At 71.8% G+C, this 15,708-nt stretch carries 18 protein-coding genes; 9 read left to right on the forward strand and 9 right to left on the reverse strand.

Translation table 11 applies throughout. From position 1 onward, the window contains the following. Nucleotides 1-88: 88 nt before the first annotated feature. The 5 genes from AB0C38_RS17480 to AB0C38_RS17500 are packed head-to-tail and all read left to right on the forward strand — an operon-like array spanning nucleotide 89 to nucleotide 4,920. Entirely contained in the window at nucleotides 89-1,108 is a 1,020-nt protein-coding gene (locus AB0C38_RS17480; RefSeq protein WP_360673724.1) for an ABC transporter substrate-binding protein, read from the forward strand. Next, nucleotides 1,105-1,878, forward strand: coding sequence for an ABC transporter ATP-binding protein (locus AB0C38_RS17485; protein ID WP_360673727.1), 774 nt, complete (start codon nucleotides 1,105-1,107; stop codon nucleotides 1,876-1,878). Before AB0C38_RS17480 ends, AB0C38_RS17485 begins: the two co-directional genes overlap by 4 nt. Beyond that, on the forward strand, nucleotides 1,875-2,717 hold the full coding sequence (locus AB0C38_RS17490) for an ABC transporter permease (protein WP_360673730.1): 843 nt from the start codon (nucleotides 1,875-1,877) through the stop codon (nucleotides 2,715-2,717). Before AB0C38_RS17485 ends, AB0C38_RS17490 begins: the two co-directional genes overlap by 4 nt. Further along, complete coding sequence (locus AB0C38_RS17495; RefSeq protein ID WP_360673733.1) at nucleotides 2,714-4,027, forward strand: LLM class flavin-dependent oxidoreductase; 1,314 nt, start codon at nucleotides 2,714-2,716, stop codon at nucleotides 4,025-4,027. Before AB0C38_RS17490 ends, AB0C38_RS17495 begins: the two co-directional genes overlap by 4 nt. Beyond that, entirely contained in the window at nucleotides 4,024-4,920 is an 897-nt protein-coding gene (locus AB0C38_RS17500) for a TauD/TfdA family dioxygenase (RefSeq protein WP_360673736.1), read from the forward strand. The genes AB0C38_RS17495 and AB0C38_RS17500 overlap by 4 nt, the downstream gene beginning before the upstream one ends. 48 nt (nucleotides 4,921-4,968) lie before the next feature. Here AB0C38_RS17500 and AB0C38_RS17505 read toward each other — a convergent pair whose 3' ends face one another. The 4 genes from AB0C38_RS17505 to AB0C38_RS17520 form a co-directional block, all read right to left on the reverse strand. After that, entirely contained in the window at nucleotides 4,969-5,430 is a 462-nt protein-coding gene (locus AB0C38_RS17505) for a hypothetical protein (RefSeq protein WP_360673739.1), read from the reverse strand. A gap of 104 nt (nucleotides 5,431-5,534) precedes the next feature. Next, complete coding sequence (locus tag AB0C38_RS17510) at nucleotides 5,535-6,722, reverse strand: amidohydrolase (RefSeq protein ID WP_360673742.1); 1,188 nt, start codon at nucleotides 6,720-6,722, stop codon at nucleotides 5,535-5,537. Nucleotides 6,723-6,791: 69 nt separating this feature from the next. Beyond that, on the reverse strand, nucleotides 6,792-7,271 hold the full coding sequence (locus AB0C38_RS17515; RefSeq protein ID WP_360673745.1) for a hemerythrin domain-containing protein: 480 nt from the start codon (nucleotides 7,269-7,271) through the stop codon (nucleotides 6,792-6,794). A gap of 8 nt (nucleotides 7,272-7,279) precedes the next feature. Then, nucleotides 7,280-7,642: a hypothetical protein gene (locus tag AB0C38_RS17520; RefSeq protein WP_360673748.1), complete on the reverse strand. Its 363-nt coding sequence runs from the start codon at nucleotides 7,640-7,642 to the stop codon at nucleotides 7,280-7,282. Between the two features lie 96 nt (nucleotides 7,643-7,738). Here AB0C38_RS17520 and AB0C38_RS17525 point away from each other — a divergent pair, with 96 nt between their 5' ends. Further along, entirely contained in the window at nucleotides 7,739-8,827 is a 1,089-nt protein-coding gene (locus AB0C38_RS17525; protein WP_360673751.1) for a glutamate--cysteine ligase, read from the forward strand. Here AB0C38_RS17525 and AB0C38_RS17530 read toward each other — a convergent pair. Then, entirely contained in the window at nucleotides 8,824-9,219 is a 396-nt protein-coding gene (locus tag AB0C38_RS17530; protein WP_360673754.1) for an STAS domain-containing protein, read from the reverse strand. The genes AB0C38_RS17525 and AB0C38_RS17530 overlap by 4 nt on opposite strands. A 113-nt stretch (nucleotides 9,220-9,332) precedes the next feature. Between AB0C38_RS17530 and AB0C38_RS17535 the strand changes: the two genes are divergently transcribed. Together AB0C38_RS17535 and AB0C38_RS17540 are read left to right on the forward strand one after the other, a co-directional pair. Further along, on the forward strand, nucleotides 9,333-10,466 hold the full coding sequence (locus tag AB0C38_RS17535; RefSeq protein ID WP_360673757.1) for a glutamate--cysteine ligase: 1,134 nt from the start codon (nucleotides 9,333-9,335) through the stop codon (nucleotides 10,464-10,466). A gap of 9 nt (nucleotides 10,467-10,475) precedes the next feature. Next, entirely contained in the window at nucleotides 10,476-11,477 is a 1,002-nt protein-coding gene (locus tag AB0C38_RS17540) for an iron-containing redox enzyme family protein (RefSeq protein ID WP_360673760.1), read from the forward strand. Here the strand turns inward: AB0C38_RS17540 and AB0C38_RS17545 are convergent. Beyond that, the gene (locus AB0C38_RS17545; protein ID WP_360674158.1) at nucleotides 11,459-11,671 is read right to left on the reverse strand and encodes a CDGSH iron-sulfur domain-containing protein; all 213 of its coding nucleotides are present in this window, start codon (nucleotides 11,669-11,671) and stop codon (nucleotides 11,459-11,461) included. The genes AB0C38_RS17540 and AB0C38_RS17545 overlap by 19 nt on opposite strands. Before the next feature lie 194 nt (nucleotides 11,672-11,865). On the opposite strand from AB0C38_RS17545, the gene AB0C38_RS17550 reads away from it, so the two are divergent. Beyond that, a complete protein-coding gene (locus AB0C38_RS17550) occupies nucleotides 11,866-12,021 on the forward strand; it encodes a hypothetical protein (protein WP_360673763.1) in 156 nt (51 codons plus the stop codon). A 14-nt stretch (nucleotides 12,022-12,035) separates the two neighbouring features. Here the strand turns inward: AB0C38_RS17550 and AB0C38_RS17555 are convergent, their stop codons facing one another. Genes AB0C38_RS17555 through AB0C38_RS17565 form a run of 3 tightly spaced genes read right to left on the reverse strand, consistent with a single transcriptional unit; the run spans nucleotide 12,036 to nucleotide 15,693 of the window. Next, nucleotides 12,036-13,889, reverse strand: coding sequence for a CheR family methyltransferase (locus AB0C38_RS17555; RefSeq protein ID WP_360673766.1), 1,854 nt, complete (start codon nucleotides 13,887-13,889; stop codon nucleotides 12,036-12,038). An 11-nt stretch (nucleotides 13,890-13,900) separates the two neighbouring features. Further along, nucleotides 13,901-14,641, reverse strand: coding sequence for an ATP-binding protein (locus tag AB0C38_RS17560; protein ID WP_360673769.1), 741 nt, complete (start codon nucleotides 14,639-14,641; stop codon nucleotides 13,901-13,903). Nucleotides 14,642-14,661: 20 nt separating this feature from the next. After that, nucleotides 14,662-15,693: a chemotaxis protein CheB gene (locus AB0C38_RS17565; RefSeq protein ID WP_360673772.1), complete on the reverse strand. Its 1,032-nt coding sequence runs from the start codon at nucleotides 15,691-15,693 to the stop codon at nucleotides 14,662-14,664. Nucleotides 15,694-15,708: the final 15 nt, after the last annotated feature.

The following is a 15,708-nucleotide window of genomic DNA, read 5'->3' on the forward strand; positions in this document are numbered from 1 at the left end:
GAACAATTGGTTCATCCCCACCGGCGCCCCGCCGGCCATATCGGCCGGTGGTCGCGTCGTGCCGACTCCCGAGCCGAAAGAACCCACCGTGAAACGAACTCTGCCCGCCCTCGTCGCCGCCGCGGTGCTGCTGTCCGGGTGCGCCTCGGCGACGGCCACCGGCACTCCCGGGCAACCCGAAAAGCTGGAGCTGCGCTACCAGGGCAGCGCCAACTCCGTGACACTGCCCGAGCTCGCCGAGGACCTGGGCTACTTCGGCCCGGTCAAGCTGAAGTGGGTCGGCAACACGATCAGCGGCCCGCAGGACATCCAGTCCGCCGCCACCGACCAGACCGACTTCGGCGGCGCCTTCACCGGCGCGGTCGTCAAGCTCGCCGAAGCCGGCGCGCCGATCAAGGCGGTCGTCAACTACTACGGCTCCGACGACAAGGCCTTCATCGGCTACTACACCAAAGAGGACAGTCCGATCCGGACCGCCCGGGACCTGATCGGCAAGAAGGTCGGCGTCAACACGGCCGGTGCCAACCTGGAGGCCGCGCTCGACACCTGGCTGAAGAACCAGGGGCTGTCCGACGACGAGATCAAGCAGGTCCAGCTCGTCGTCATCCCGCCGGTGAACGCCGAGCAGGCCCTGCGCAACGGCCAGCTCGACGTCGTCGCCCTGCAGGGCATCCTGCAGGACCACGCCCTCGCGGCCGGCGGCGTCCGGCCGCTCTTCAGCGACGTCCAGGCGTTCGGCCCCTACAACGGCGGCCCGTACGTGCTGCGCACCGACTTCATCAAGAAGTACCCGGAGACCACGAAGATCTTCGTCTCCGCGGTGGCCAAGGCGATCGAGTGGGAGCGCACCACGCCGCGCGAGGAGGTGATCGCCCGCTTCACCAAGATCATCGAAGCCCGTGGGCGCAACGAGAACACCGGCACCCTGAAGTACTGGAAGAGCGTCGGCATCACCCACGGCGGGCTCATCGGCGACCAGGACTACACGCTCTGGCAGCCGTGGCTGAAGCAGCAGGGATACATCAAGGGCGACCGGATCGACACCTCGAAGCTCTACACCAACGAGTTCAACCCCTACCGCGCCGGCGCCCCGGCGGTGACCAAGTGATCAGCATCCGCTCGGTGACCAAGACCTTCGGCGCGCTCACCGCGCTCGACGACGTCTCCCTCGACGTCACCGACGGCACGTTCCTCTCGCTCGTCGGGCCGAGCGGCTCGGGGAAGTCGACGCTGCTCGACCTGCTCGGCGGGCTCACCACCCCGACGTCCGGCGAGGTGCTCATCGACGGTGAGCCGGTGCGCGGCCCGGGACTCGACCGCGGGGTCGTCTTCCAGCAGTACGCGCTCTTCCCGTGGCGCACCGCCCGCGCCAACGTCGAGTTCGGCCTCGAAGGCGGGGCGCTCGGGAAGCGGCAGCGGGCCGAACGGGCGCGCGAATACCTCGACCTCGTCGGGCTTTCCGGGTTCGAGGACCGCTACCCGCACGAGCTGTCCGGCGGGATGAAGCAGCGGGTCGCGATCGCCCGCAGCCTCGCCTACGACCCGGGCGTGCTGCTGATGGACGAGCCCTTCGCCGCCCTCGACGCGCAGACCCGCGAGCAGCTGCAGGACGAGCTGCTGCGGATCTGGCGCCGCACCGGCAAGACGATCGTGTTCATCACGCACGGCATCGACGAGGCCGTCTACCTCGGGCAGCGGGTGGCCGTGCTGACCTCGCGGCCCGGCCGGCTCAAAGCCGTCGTGGACATCGAGCTCGGCGACCGCGCCGGCGACGTCCGCTCCGACCCGGCGTTCGGGCGGCAGCGGCACCGGCTCTGGGAGCTGCTGCACGACGAGGTCCGCAAGGCGGCCGAACACGAACGGAGCGCGGTCGGATGACCACCACCCTGGAAGCACCGTCCGTCCACACCGGACCCGCGCCCGAGCCACCACGACCACGGCGGCTGACGAAGAAGCTCACCCGCGCGGTGCACGGCTCGGCCGCGGTGGTGCTGTTCGTGGCGCTCTGGGAGCTGCTCCCCCGGTTCGTCCTCGACGAGAGCACGCGGACGTTCCTGCCGCCGCTGTCGGAAGACCTCCGAGCGCTCTGGGAGCTCGCCCTCGACGGCCAGCTCACCGAGCACCTCCTGGCCAGCGTCGGGCGGTCGGCCGCCGGGTTCGCGATCGCCGTGGCGGTCGCGGTGCCGCTCGGCCTGCTGATCGGCTGGTACCAGCCGGTCGCGCGGTTCCTGCAGCCCCTCCTGGAGCTGGCCCGCAACACCGCCGCGCTGGCCCTGCTGCCGGTGTTCACGCTGCTGCTGGGCATCGGCGAACTGTCGAAGGTCACCCTGGTCGTCTACGCGTGCGTGTGGCCGGTGCTGCTCAACACGATCGCCGGCGTCAACACGGTGGACCCGTTGCTGGTCAAGGCGGCGCGTTCGCTGGGGCTGTCCAGCCCCCGGCTCTTCCGGAAGGTGATCCTGCCTTCCGCGGTGCCGACGGTGTTCACCGGCATCCGGATGGCGGCGTCCTACTCGATCCTCGTGCTGGTCGCCGCCGAGATGGTCGGCGCGAAAGCCGGGCTCGGCTACCTGATCAACACCAGCCAGGTGAACTTCCAGATCCAGCAGATGTACGCCGGGATCATCGCGGTCTCGGTGCTCGGAGTGCTCGTCAACCAGGGCTTCGTCGTCCTCGAACGGCGGTTTTCGACCTGGCGTCCCAAGGAGAAGGCATGATGCACCTCAACGCGTTCGTGATGCCGAACGGCCACCACGAAGCCGCGTGGCGGCACCCGTCGACCGACCCGCACCGGGCGCGGACGCTGCAGCACTACGTCGACATCGCGCGGACCGCCGAGCGCGGCAAGCTCGACTCGCTCTTCCTCGCCGACGGTGTGGCGCTGTGGGGCAACGTGAAGCACAACTCCCACAGCCACTTCGAGCCGTTGACGCTGCTCTCGGCGCTCGCCGCCTCGACAGTCCACATCGGACTGATCGCGACGGCGTCGACGACCTACAACGAGCCTTACCACCTGGCCCGGAAGTTCGCCTCGCTCGACCACCTCTCCGGCGGCCGGGCGGGCTGGAACATCGTCACCTCGGCGGGCATCGACGAGGCCCGGAACTTCAACCTGGCCAAGCGGCCCGCCCACGCGGCGCGCTACGACCGGGCGGAGGAGTTGATCGAGGTCGTCAAGAAGCTGTGGGACAGCTGGGACGACGACGCCGCGCTGGTCGACCGCGAGACCGGCGTCTACGCCGACACCGGGCGCATCCGGCCGATCGCGCACGACGGCGAGCACTTCCAGGTCCGCGGGCCGCTCAACATCGAACGCCCGCCCCAGGGCCATCCGCTGCTGGTTCAGGCAGGCTCGTCGGAGACCGGCAAGGAGTACGCGGCCCGGCACGCCGAAGCCGTGTTCACCGCACAGCAGACTTATCCCGAGGGCAAGGCGTTCTACGACGACGTGAAGGGCCGGCTCGCGAAGTACGGCCGGACACCGGACGAGATCAAGATCCTCCCGGGCATCTCCCCCATCCTCGGCCGAACCGAAGCCGAGGCCCGCCGGCGCGAAGCCGAGCTGAACGCACTGATCACGCCGGACTACGGGCTGCGGCAGCTGTCGAAGATGCTCGACCACGACGTCACCGGCTACCCGCTGGACGGCCCGCTGCCCGACGTCGGCAGCTTCACCGAAGGCGGCCAGAGCCGGTTCGAGCTGGTCGTCGGCCTGGCCCGGCGCGAAGACCTGACGATCCGGCAGCTGCTCGAACGCCTCGCCGGCGGACGCGGGCACCGCGTCTTCGCCGGCACGCCGGTCCAGGTCGCCGACGAGCTGGAGGCCTGGTTCACCGGCGGCGCCGCGGACGGCTTCAACGTCATGCCGCCCACCCTGCCCGGCGGGCTCGACGACTTCGTCGACCTCGTCGTCCCGGAACTGCGGCGGCGCGGCCTGTTCCGCACCGAGTACTCCGGCACCACCCTGCGCGAGCACTACGGCCTCGCGCGTCCCGCCAACCGCAACCGAGTGAAGGAGCCCGCATGACCGCGATCAGCACCGACGTCCGCAAGATCACCGGGAGGATCGGCGCCGAGATCATCGGCCTCGACCCCGCCGGCGACCTCGACGCGTCCCAGGTCGCCTTCCTGGCCGACGCCCTCCACGAGCACAAGGCCTTGGTGTTCCGCAACACCGAGCTCGACGACGAGGGCCAGCAGCGGTTCGCCGCGCGCTTCGGCGAGCTGACCAAGGCGCACCCGACCGTGCCCGCCGCCGACGGCGCACCGACGATCCTGCCGGTGGACAGCGAACTGGGCCGCGCCAACCACTGGCACACCGACGTCACGTTCGTGCTGAACCCGCCGAAGGCCAGCACGCTGCACAGCCTCGTGGTGCCGCCCTACGGCGGCGAGACGCTGATCGCGAACGCCGCCGCGGCCTACCGGGACCTGCCGGAACCGCTGCGGGCGTTCGCGGACACGCTGCGGGCGGTGCACACCAACGACTACGACTACGTCCAGCCGCCGGAGACGGTGGACGACAAGGAGCAGGCGCGGCGGGCCCAGTTCGTCTCGCGCAAGTACCGGACCCTGCACCCGGTGGTGCGGGTGCACCCGGTGACCGGCGAGCGCGGCCTGTTCATCGGCGGCTTCGCGCAGCGGATCGAAGGCCTGTCGGTGAGCGAGTCGCGGGACCTGCTGCGGCTGCTGCAGTCCTACGTCACGCGGCCGGAGAACGTCGTGCGCGTGGCGTGGGAGCCGAACCAGCTGGTGCTGTTCGACAACCGGATCACGCAGCACTACGCGATCGACAACTACGACGGCCTCCCGCGGCGCCTGAACCGGGTGACGGTGGCCGGCGACGTCCCGGCCGGCATCGACGGGCGGCCGAGCGAGTCCTTGGAGGGCGACGCTTCGCACTACACGTCGGTGGCGTGAGCCGATGGCGCTGGTGGCCGGCGGTCCCGGCCACCAGCGCCCAGGACGCTAGCCCTGCTGGCAGGTGGACGCGGTCCGGTAGCAGTTCGCGTAGTGGCTGATCTTGTGGTTCACGTCGGTCAGCCGGATGACCACGTGGTCGATGCCACCCGGCACGGTCGTCGTCAGGGACAGGGTGCCGTAGTCGATCCCGTGGTCGATGCCGTCGTGGGTGCAGAGCCCGAGGTCGTCGTCGGGATAGGTCGCCACCCTGGTCGAACCCTGAAAGCCGGTCAGCGTGATATTGGCGCACTCGTCGGCGGAGATCAGGTTGGTCACGTGGCCGAACGTCACCGTTCTCGCGGAGGCCGACCAGCTCATCGTCGCGGTGACGGACATCGCCCGGCCGCCCGTGCTGTGGTTCACGACCACGGTGAAGCCGGGCGGCGCGGCCGCGGCCACTCCCGTGGTCGCCCCGGCGACCAAGGCCGCGATTCCCAGTGCCGCACCGATCCGAGCAAGGATGCGCATGCATCGTTCCCTTCGACGATCCCCCCGTGGTTCTGCCACGGCGGACACGCCCCGGCCGGCCCGGCGGTTGAGGCCGGCGCGGCCGGTTCACCCGAACAGCCGGGTCAGCGCCCGTTCCGCTCCTGCTCGCGGAAGTAGTCCCACGCCCGGCTGACCAGCGCGGGGTGCGTCCGCAGGTCGATCGCCGTGCGGGCCAGCGCCGCCGCCGAGGCCAGCATCACCGACCGTCCGCGCGGGCTCGCCGACGCGGCCGCGAACTCTTCGGTGTGCACGGCGTACTCCTCCGCCGTGATTCCCACGAACGGGTGGATCGCCGGGACGCGGACGCTGACGTCGCCGATGTCGGACGAGCCCAGGTACACCCCCGGGACCGGCGGCGTCGCGTGGATCCCGCACGCCGCCAGGTGCTCGGTGAACCGCTCGGAGAGCACCGGGTTGTCGCGGAAATGCGCGAACCCGCGCCCGAGGCGTTCGACGTCGACCTTCGTGCCGGTCGCCAGCGCCACTCCCTCCGCACACGTTCCGACGTCCTCGGCCAGGCGGTCCAGGGCCGCGGCCGTCAGGGCGCGGAGCCCGAAGCGGCCCTCGGCGCGGTCGGGGACGATGTTCGTCGCCTCGCCGCCGTGGGTGATGATCCCCTGGACGTGGGAGCCGGCGGGCAGCCGCTGGCGCAGCACCGAGACCGCGCCGAACACCTGGATCAGCGCGGCGAGCGCGTCGATGCCGGCTTCCGGGTCGCCGGTCGGGTGGGCGGCGCGGCCGTGGAAGGTCACCTTCAGCTCGACCTGGGCGGTCAGCGGGGCCCAGGACCACGAGTGGACGCCCGGGTGGATCGTCAGGGCCGCGTCGACGTCGTCGAAGACGCCGGCCTCGGCCAGCGCCACCTTGCCCCCGCCGCGTTCCTCCGCGGGACACCCCACGGCGAGCAGCGATCCCGGGCTGTCCGCCAGCACCTCGCGCGCCGCCAGCGCGGCGCCGAGGCCCGCCGCGGCGATCAGGTTGTGGCCGCACGCGTGGCCCAGCCCGGGCAGCGCGTCGTACTCCAGCAGCAGCGCCACGCACGGCCGCCCGCTGCCGGCCCGCGCGACGAACGCCGTGGGCAGTCCGGCAACCCCGGTTTCCACTTCGAAGCCGTCCGCGGCCAGCTCCCGCGTGAGGCGCCCGGCGGCCGCGTGCTCCTCATAGGACAGTTCCGGCCGTTCGTGCAGCGCGGTGGCGACCGCCCACAGCCGGTCGTCCAGCTGCGCGATCCGCTCGTCGGCCCGCTCGTGCCGCTCTTCGTGCCACTCCATACCCACCGGGATACCCCCCACCACGCACGGTCACGCCACCGGCAGTGTTTCACGCCGGCGCCGCGAACCTCAGGCCTTCGCGCTCTTCAACTCGAGGGGGTTCTTCGGCGCGTCCGGCCGGGCGTCGAGCATCCGCTGCCCCAGCTCCTGCAGCCGCTTGCGGCCCAGCGCCGACCGGACCTCCGGGAACCACTCGTCTTCTTCCTCTTCGACGTGGTGGCGGACGTTCTCGGTCAGCACGGTCACCTTCGCGTCGAACGTCTCGTCCGCCGGGTCGAGGCCGCGCAGCTCCGAGAGCATCCACACCACGACGTGGTGCTCTTCCACGCTCTCCAGGATGTGGTCCTTCGTCTCCGGCACGGCTTCGCGCGCGGCCGGGTAGAAGATCTCCTCTTCGATGTACGCGTGGACGGTCAGCTCTTCGACGATCGCGTCGGCGATCCGGCGCTTCTCGCGATACGCATCGTCTTCCGCCTTCTCGAACTCCTTGAACAGCTTTTCCACGGTCTTGTGGTCATTCTTGAGCAGCACGATCGCGTCGGTCGACATCGGATTCCTCACGGTGTGGCCAGGTCCCGTAAAGCGACCTGGGAGTTCTCGAGTTCCTTCGTCATCAGGAGAGCGACGGTGCCGGCGTGGGCCAGCGACCGGCCGACGTCGCCCACCGATTCCCACGTCGCCGCGACGGCGTCGCCGCGGCCGGCCACCCGGCCGGACAGCACGCCCTCCTCCAGCCGGTCCTGCAGGGCGGGCAGCAGGTGGGTCAGGTCGTCCGCCAGCAGCCGCAGCGCGCCGAGCACGCGGTACATCTCGGCGGGTGAGTCGAGTCCGCCCTCGTCCACGCACCGGGACAGCCTGCGCACGGTGGCCCCGGCGTCGGCGGCCAGCAGCGACGGAGAAGCGGCGGTGCTCGGGTTCATAGCCGCCCGGTTACCCGCTCGTCACCGGGGAAAACGCCGTTTGCGCACCACCCTTTCGGGGTATCCGACCGGCTCCCCCGATCCCCAGGAGCACCGGTGAACCCAGACGTGCTGACGTTCGGCGTCGAAGAGGAGTTCTTCGTCGTCGACCCGCTTGGTCACCTCTCGCAGGCCGGCGACGACGTCGTCGACGCCGCGGAAGCGGCCGACGGCAGCGAGGGCGAGCTGCAACACGAGCTGAACCTGTCGCAGGCCGAAGCGGCCACCGACGTCTGCCGTACCCACGACGAAGCGTTGCGCCAGCTGAGCGGGTTGCGCAACGACCTGTCCCGGGCGGCCCGCGCCCGCGGCTACCGGCTGCTGCCGGCCGGCGCGCCCCCGGTGTCCCAAGTGGACCCGCCGCGCATCACGCCGAACCCGCGCTACCAGCGGATGGCCGAACACTTCGGCGCCACCGCGTGGACTTCGCTCACCTGCGGCTGCCACGTGCACGTCGCGATCCCCGACAAGGAAAGCGGGATCCGGGTCCTCAACAGCGTCCGGCCGTGGCTGCCCGCGCTGCTCACGATCACCGCGAACTCGGCCGTCAGCGACGGCTACGACACCGGCTACGCCAGCTGGCGCTACCACCAGTGGAGCCGGTGGCCCTCGGCCGGGCCGCCGCCGCGGTTCTCCTCGCTCGACGAGTACGAGAGCATCGTCGACGGCTGGCTGCGCTCGGGCGCGATCCTGGACCGCGGGATGATCTACTGGGACGTCCGGCTGTCGGAGAAGCAGCCGACACTGGAGTTCCGCATCGCCGACGTCGCCGCGACACCGGTGGAGGCGGTGCTGCTGGGGGTGCTGGCCCGCGGTCTCGTCGCGACCGCCCTGGCCGACGGCGCGCGGTCACCGGAGCTGTCGAACGAGGTGCTGCGCGGCCGGCTCTGGCGAGCGTCCAGGGAAGGGGTGACCGGCTGCTGCCCGAACCCCGGGACCGGGGACCTGGAGCCGGTGAAGGCGGTGCTCGAAGACCTGATCACGCTGACCGCACCGGCGTTGGAAGCGGCGGGAGACCTGGAGTTCGCGCGGGAAGGCACCGCGCGGCTGGCGGTGGAGGGCGGCGGCGCCGACCGGCAGCGGCGCACGTTCGCGAACCGTCAGCGCGGCGAAGACGTCGTCGACCTGCTGACCGGCAAGGACTAGAGCCGGGGCGCTTCGACCCGGTCGAGGAGCTGGAGCGCGCGCACGGCGGCGTGGGAGCGCCCCGGGTCGACGACGAGGTGGACGCCCGCGGCTTCCGCGTCCCGCTGCGCCCGCGCGAGGACCTGGAGGCCCGCGGCGCCGAGGAACCCGACCTCGCCGAGGTCGACCCGCAGGACGCCGGGGCCGGCACGCACGTGCTCGGCCAGCGCGGCCTCCAGCCGGGGCGCGGTGCACGCGTCGATCTCCCCGCCGACCTCGACGACGATCACGTCGGCGGTCTTCGACCGGGTCTGGCTCCGCAGGTCGCCCTCGGCCGGGGCGCGAGGCGGAGGAACCCGGCGCGTCCGCGGCGGATCGACTCCGGCCGGACGCGCACGTTCGAAGATCGTCATGGGTCCGAGGTACCCCTGCCTCGTTCCTGGCCAAACAAGCCCCGGGTCCACGCGCGTTTCCGGCGGCGGAACGGGTAACCCGCGCGAGCGCCCGCGCGGAAGGAGCCCACCCCATGTCCGACGGCCCGCCCACGATGGGCGTCGAAGAGGAGTTCCTGCTGGTGAACCCGCGCACCGGACACGCGTCGCCGAGCGCGGAGGCGGTGCTGGCGCGGTACCACCACCACGGGCCGCTGCCGGACGGCGTCCGCGTGCACCGCGAACTGCGACTCACCCAGATCGAAGCCGCCAGCGGCGTCTGCACCACCGCCGGCGAGCTCCGCGACCAGCTGACGGCGGCCCGCCGGGTGCTGGCCGGGGCCGCCGCGGCCGAGGACTGCGCGCTGCTGGCCACGGGCACGCCGCTCGGGCCGGGCCCGGCCACGCCGCCGTCCGCGGCCACCGGCCGGTACGCCGACATCGACGCCGCCTACGGCGCGGTGGTCGCCGACTACGAGGCCTGCGGCTGCCACGTCCACGTCGGGGTCGCCGACCCCGACACCGCGGTCGCGGTCGTCAACCACCTCGGCCGCTGGCTGCCGACGCTGCTCGCCCTGTCGGTCAACGCGCCGTTCGACCACGGCCGCGACACCGGATACCACAGCTGGCGGGTGGTGCTGCAGTCCCGCTTCCCCGGTTTCGGCATCGCACCGCACCTGCGGGACCACGCCGAACACCGCCGGGTGGTCGGCACGCTGGTCGACTGCGGTGCTCTCGTCGACCGGGACCAGACGTTCTGGCTCGCCCGCCCGTCCGGCCGGTTCCCGACGGTCGAGCTCCGCGTCGCCGACACCGCGCTGACCGTCGACCACGCCGTGCTGCAGGCCCTCCTGAGCCGGGCACTGGTGCGGCGGGCGCTGGACGACCTTTCCCACGGGCGGGAAGCCGCGCCGCTGTCCGCTCAGGTCGCCGCGGTAGCGGTGTGGACCGCGGCGCGGCACGGACTGAGCGGCCCGCTCGTCGACGCCCTCGACGAGACGCCCCGGCCCGCGTGGACGCTGGTCGAAGCCCTGCTGCAGCACGTCCGGACCGCCCTCGAGGAGAGCGGCGACCTGGCCGAGGTCCAGGCGCTCGTGGCGGCGCTGCGCGCGGACGGGACCGGTTCGGCGCAGCAGCGCGCGGTGGCCGGGCGCGGGACGGCGGAAGCCGTGCGCCGGCTCACTGCGCGGACCGTGCCCGCCGGGCTTGGAACGCGGCGCACCGGGTAGCCCCCGGCCATGACGACCTTCACCGCCACCGCGACGCTGCCGGCTTCGCGTGGCCCGCTTTCGGAGTCCGTGCTCGGGACCCTCCTCCGCGAACGGCCGCGAGCCGACCTCGGTTTCGAGGGCCTGGTGGACGCCGACCCGCTCGGCGACGACTTCCAGCTCGCCCTGCACCTGTGCTACGAACTGCACTACCAGGGCCTGCCCGGCGTGTCGGACGACTGGGAATGGGATCCCGAGCTGCTGCGCCTGCGCGGCGCGCTGGAAGCGCGTTTCCTGGCCGCGCTGCGGGAAAACGTGCCGGGCGGCGACGACGTCCCGGCCGCGCTCGACGCGCTGCTCGTCGAGCCGCTGGACGTCGAAGGGGTCTCGCACTTCCTGCGCGACCACGGGAGCTGGGACCACCTGCGGGAGTACTTCACGCACCGCTCGGTCTACCACCACAAGGAGGCCGACCCGCACGCGTGGGTGATCCCGCGGCTGCGCGGCCGGGCCAAGGCGGCGCTGGTGGCGGTGGAGTTCGACGAGTTCGGCGGCGGCCGCGCGGAGCTGGCCCACGCCCGCCTCTTCGCGGATCTGCTGCACGCGGCGGGACTCCCGGACGGGTACCTGGAGCTGGCCGACCACGTGCCGGGCCCGATGTTCGCGGTCGTCAACATGATGTCGATGTTCGGCCTGCACCGGTCGCTGCGGGGCGCGCTGTGCGGTCACCTCGCGGCGACCGAGATCACCACGGGCCCGTCCGCGACGCGGATGGACCAGGCGCTGCGGCGGCTGGGCGCGCCCGAGGCGTGCCGGTTCTTCTTCACTGAGCACATCGAGGCGGACGCGGTCCACGAACAGGTGATGCGCCACGACGTGCTCGGCGACCTGCTCGAGCAGGAGCCCGGGCTGGCCGCCGACGTCGTGTTCGGGATCCAGGCGTCGGAGTTCCTGGAGGGCCGGTTCGCCGCGCGGCTGCTGGACAGCTGGCGCGCCGGGCGGTCTTCGCTGCGTCAGCCGTTGCCGGGCTGAGTCCGCACCCGTTTGCGGTGGCTCGTGTCGCAGAAGGGGAACCGCTTGCTCCGGCGGCACGCGCACACCGCGACCACGAACCGGTCGGAGCGCACGACTTCGCCGTCCGGCGTGCACAGCTCCACCGGTCCCTCGACGAGGACCGGGCCGCCCGGGACGACGGTCACGCGACGGGGTCGCTCAGCGCTCGGCACGCGGGCACGATCCACATCGGACAGTGCAGGCCGGGCAGGTTCCACGGGCGTCGTCATCTCGGTCTCCTTCACCTCGCCGGCGGACGCCCGCGTAGGCACCGGGCTACCCGGCGAGGACCGGGGCAAACGCCGCCGGTTGAACCGGCCTCGGCGGGGTATCCGGCCCGGAAAGGACCCCGGCGGAAGGCACGGAAATGACCTCCCAGGACCGCACCAGGAACCCGGCGGACGGCCCCCGCGGCGACGACCCGCACGAGGACACCCCGGAAACCGAGCGCGAAACGCTCCGCGGCGAGCAGGGCACGTCGAGCGGCGACCCGCACGACGACAGCGACCCGCAGTCCGGCTGACGCGTACCCGCCGGTCACGTCGCCGCGGGGGTCTCCTCCATCATCAGCAAAGCGCCCTGGCTCTCCCCGTTCGCGCCGCGCAGCGCGCTGCACCACAGGTGGACCACGGTGGCCCGGCCGCGCCGGTTGATCGCGTCCAGCACGATCTCGGTGTGGAACTCCGCGTCCGCCAGCGCGTCGCGGACCGCCGGGCGCAGCTCGGTGAGCGGCAGCCCGATGTCGAGGTTGAGCAGGTGCCGTCCCTCGGCCTCCTCCCGGCGGACGCCCCACAGCTCCTCGGCGCCGCGGTTCCAGGCCTTGACCCGCATCTCCCGGTCGACCACCACGATGCCGGACCGGACCGACGTCAGCACCGACTCGAGGAACTCGTTGACCTCGTCGAGGTCGAGGCTGCGCTCGCGCAGCGCGTCGTTGATCGTCTGCAGCTCGTCGTTGGTGGAATGGAGCTCCTCGTTCATCGTCTCCAGTTCCTCGTTGGCGGACTGGAGCTCCTCGTTCGTCGTCTCCAGCTCTTCCACAGTGGACTGGAGCTCCTCGTTGGTGGTCTCGAGCTCCTCGTTCGTCGACTGCAGTTCCTCGTACGCCGTCTCGAGCTGGCGGTTCGTGTGCTCGAGCTCGGTGAGCAGCTGCCGCCCCCAGCTGACGTCGTGGAACACCACCGACACGCCGAGCAGCTTGTTCTCCTTGCCCACCAGCGGGTTGACGTGCACCTCGTACCACACGGCCTCGCCGGACCGGCGCCACTCGACGTCCTTGATCCGCAGCGACCGCCGCTCCAGCCGGGCCTGCTCGACGTAGGTGCGCAGCGCCACCGGGCGGTACGAGATGTCGAGGTCGCGCAGCGGACGGCCGATGTCGCGCTCGGACAGTCCGAACGCGACCTCCGCCTGCGCGTTGACGAGCGCGGTGATCTCGTCCTCGGTCACCACGATCTGCGCCACCGGGCTCGCCGAGACGGCCTGTTCACGCAGCTCGTCCAGCCCGGTGATCTCGTGGGCCGCGCGCTGCGAAAAGCCCGGCGACACGAAGTGGTGGTAGCCGGTGGGTGCGTTGTCGGCCTTGCGGAACACCCGGCGCTTCAGGTCGAGGGGTTCGAAGATCCGGGTGTGCGACAGCAGCATCTCGGCCTTGCCGAGGAAGAGCATGCCCCGCAGCGCCAGCGCGAAGTGGAAGCGTTCGAGGATCTTGGTCTGGGTCTCGGCGTTGAAGTACATCAGCGTGTTGCGGCAGACCAGCAGGTCGATGCGCGAGATCGGCGCGTCCTGTACCAGGTCGTTGCGACCGAAGATCACCGAGCGCCGCAGGTCCTTGCGGAAGCAGTACCGGCCGGCCTGCAGCTCGAAGTACTGCTCGAGCTGACCTTCGCTGAGGCCTTCGATTTCGGCGGGGGTGTAGGCCGCTTGCCGAGCCTGGACCAGCGCCTCCTCGTCGACGTCCGTGGCGTAGATCTTGACCCGCTTGCGGAACGCGTCGATGCCGATGGCGTCGGCGAAGAGCATGGCGAGGCTGTAGGCCTCCTGGCCGCCCGCGCAGCCGGCGCTCCAGACCCGGACCGGTTCTTCCGGGCTGCGCTCGGCCAGCAGGCTCGGCACCACGTGCTCACGCAGGTAGTCCCACGCCTCCGGGTCGCGGAAGAACCCGGTGACGTTGATCAGGATCGTGTTGAAGAGCGCGACGAACTCTTCGGCGTTCACCTGGAGCTGGTCGATGTACTCCGGGTAGCTGTCGATGCCGATCTGGGTCATCCGCCGGCGGACGCGCCGCACCAGGCTGCTGCGCTTGTAGCCGGTGAAGTCGAAGCCCCGCGACTCCTTCAAGTAGGCCAGCACCGACTCGAATTCACCGTTGGGGTCCTTGGGCTCGGTCACGGTCCGACACGCTACCGGCCGCCGCGGCCGCCGGAAGGGGCGGCACGCGTGGTGAGCACGGCCCAGACGGTCTTGCCACCCGACCACGAGCGGCTGCAGCCCCACACCTTCGCCACCTGGGCGATCATGCGCAGGCCGAGCCCCGGTTCGAGCACGTCGAGCCGCTCCCGCACGACCGCCTGCCGGGGGCTGTCGTCACTGACCGCGACGCTCAGCACGCCGCGGCTCAGCTCCAGCCGCAGCCGTGGAGCCGACTCGGTGTGCCGGATGGCGTTCTCGACGAGCTCCGTCGCGACCAGGAGAGCGTCGTCGGTGAAGGCCGGCAAGTCCCACTCCGCGCACACCCGCCGGACGAAGTCGCGGGCGAGGGCGGACGAGTTCGCCGACCGGGCGAGCAGCTGCGCGGCCCGGCGGCGCGGGGACCGGGACTGCAGGTTCTCGGCCGTTTCGTGGTCGTCGTGCACCGGCACGAACCGGTCGACGGCCCGCTCGGCGAACATCATCCGGTGCTCGGGACGGCCGGTGACCACGGTGAAGGGGATGCCCGGCCAGTCACCGATCCGCAAGGCGATCAGCGTGAACACGGTCAGGTGCGTCGCGTCGTCGATGTCCAGCCCGCCGATGTCCGCGATCAGCCCGTCGGGTGCCTCCGTGGCGAGCTTGAGCAGCCCGTCGCGAAGGTCGGGGTAGGACTCCAGGTCGAGGACACCGGTGACGAGCGCGACCGTCGCCCCGCCACGGTACTGCGGCACCACCTGCACCTGTCCCGGCTTCACAGCGGGGCCTGCGACTCCGGCTCCTGTTCCGCCGCGAGGGAGAACAAGAACTTGCGCAGGGTCTCGGCGGCCTCGGCGCACTCCCGCGCGGTGGTGGCGTACCGGTTCGCGAGCATGCCGTGGTTGCGGCGCTCCGAGTCCTGCCGCAGGCGCCGCGCCAGCGCGGTCTTCTCGTCGAGCGAGCGCAACGCCGTCCACAGGGCTCGCTCGAACTCCGTGTCGTGGGCGCCGAGCAGGGCTTCGACGGACCACGCGTGCCCGATCCGGCAGCGGTACCGACCGGCCGAGCCGACCTCCATCAGCGCCCCCCGGCAGTCCGGGCAGGTGTACCCGGAGGGCGGCAGGTCCGGGCCGGGCACCACGGCCCCCAGCCGTACGCCGTCCCGGGCGATCCGGTCCTCGAGCAGCAAGGCGGCCGACGGCTGCGGGGCATCGGCGTCTTCCGCACGCCGCCGGACGAGCTTGTCCAGCGCCGGGCCGATTTCGGCCGCCGGGAGGACGCACTCGGGGTTCACCAGGGCCAGCGCGTTCTCCGGCATGCTCGCGTACAGGGCGTCCGCCGGGTCCTGCACCACCGCCAGCCCGCCGCGGTCGACGATCGAGCGGAGACCCACCGATCCGTCGTCGAGCGTGCCGGACAGGATGACGCCGATCGCCTTGGGCCCCGCCGTCACCGCGGCCGAACGGAAGGTCACGTTGATCGCCGGCCGGTGCCCGTTCTCCGTCGGCCCGCGGGTCAGCACCAGCGAGCCGTCGTCGATGAGCAGGTGGTGGTCCGGCGGCGCGACGTGGATGACGCCGGGGCGCAGCGGTGCCCCGTGCTCGGCGGCGTACGCCGGCAAGGGCCCGGCGCGGTCGAGGATCAGCGGGAGCGCGCTGCGGGCTCCCGGGGAGAGGTGCATGACGACCAGGACCGCCGCGGGGAAGTCCGCGGGCAGCGAGCGTGCCACGGTGCGCAGGGCTTCGACGCCGCCGGCGGACGCGCCGACGACCACGACCTCCCGCCGGCCTGCGGGCACGGCCACCACCTCCTGCCACCACCA

Origin of the sequence: Amycolatopsis sp. NPDC048633, assembly GCF_040650695.1 — a bacterium.
Classification (GTDB): Bacteria; Actinomycetota; Actinomycetes; order Mycobacteriales; family Pseudonocardiaceae; genus Amycolatopsis.

Excerpts from the sequence above, each read along its gene's own strand:
- AB0C38_RS17550 (WP_360673763.1), top strand. The coding sequence starts at position 11,866 with ATGACCTCCCAGGACCGCACCAGGAACCCGGCGGACGGCCCCCGCGGC.
- AB0C38_RS17515 (WP_360673745.1), bottom strand. The coding sequence starts at position 7,271 with ATGTCGACCGACGCGATCGTGCTGCTCAAGAATGACCACAAGACCGTG.
- AB0C38_RS17535 (WP_360673757.1), top strand. The coding sequence starts at position 9,333 with ATGTCCGACGGCCCGCCCACGATGGGCGTCGAAGAGGAGTTCCTGCTG.
- AB0C38_RS17520 (WP_360673748.1), bottom strand. The coding sequence starts at position 7,642 with ATGAACCCGAGCACCGCCGCTTCTCCGTCGCTGCTGGCCGCCGACGCC.
- AB0C38_RS17505 (WP_360673739.1), bottom strand. The coding sequence starts at position 5,430 with ATGCGCATCCTTGCTCGGATCGGTGCGGCACTGGGAATCGCGGCCTTG.
- AB0C38_RS17500 (WP_360673736.1), top strand. The coding sequence starts at position 4,024 with ATGACCGCGATCAGCACCGACGTCCGCAAGATCACCGGGAGGATCGGC.
- AB0C38_RS17490 (WP_360673730.1), top strand. The coding sequence starts at position 1,875 with ATGACCACCACCCTGGAAGCACCGTCCGTCCACACCGGACCCGCGCCC.
- AB0C38_RS17510 (WP_360673742.1), bottom strand. The coding sequence starts at position 6,722 with ATGGAGTGGCACGAAGAGCGGCACGAGCGGGCCGACGAGCGGATCGCG.
- AB0C38_RS17530 (WP_360673754.1), bottom strand. The coding sequence starts at position 9,219 with ATGACGATCTTCGAACGTGCGCGTCCGGCCGGAGTCGATCCGCCGCGG.
- AB0C38_RS17540 (WP_360673760.1), top strand. The coding sequence starts at position 10,476 with ATGACGACCTTCACCGCCACCGCGACGCTGCCGGCTTCGCGTGGCCCG.
- AB0C38_RS17495 (WP_360673733.1), top strand. The coding sequence starts at position 2,714 with ATGATGCACCTCAACGCGTTCGTGATGCCGAACGGCCACCACGAAGCC.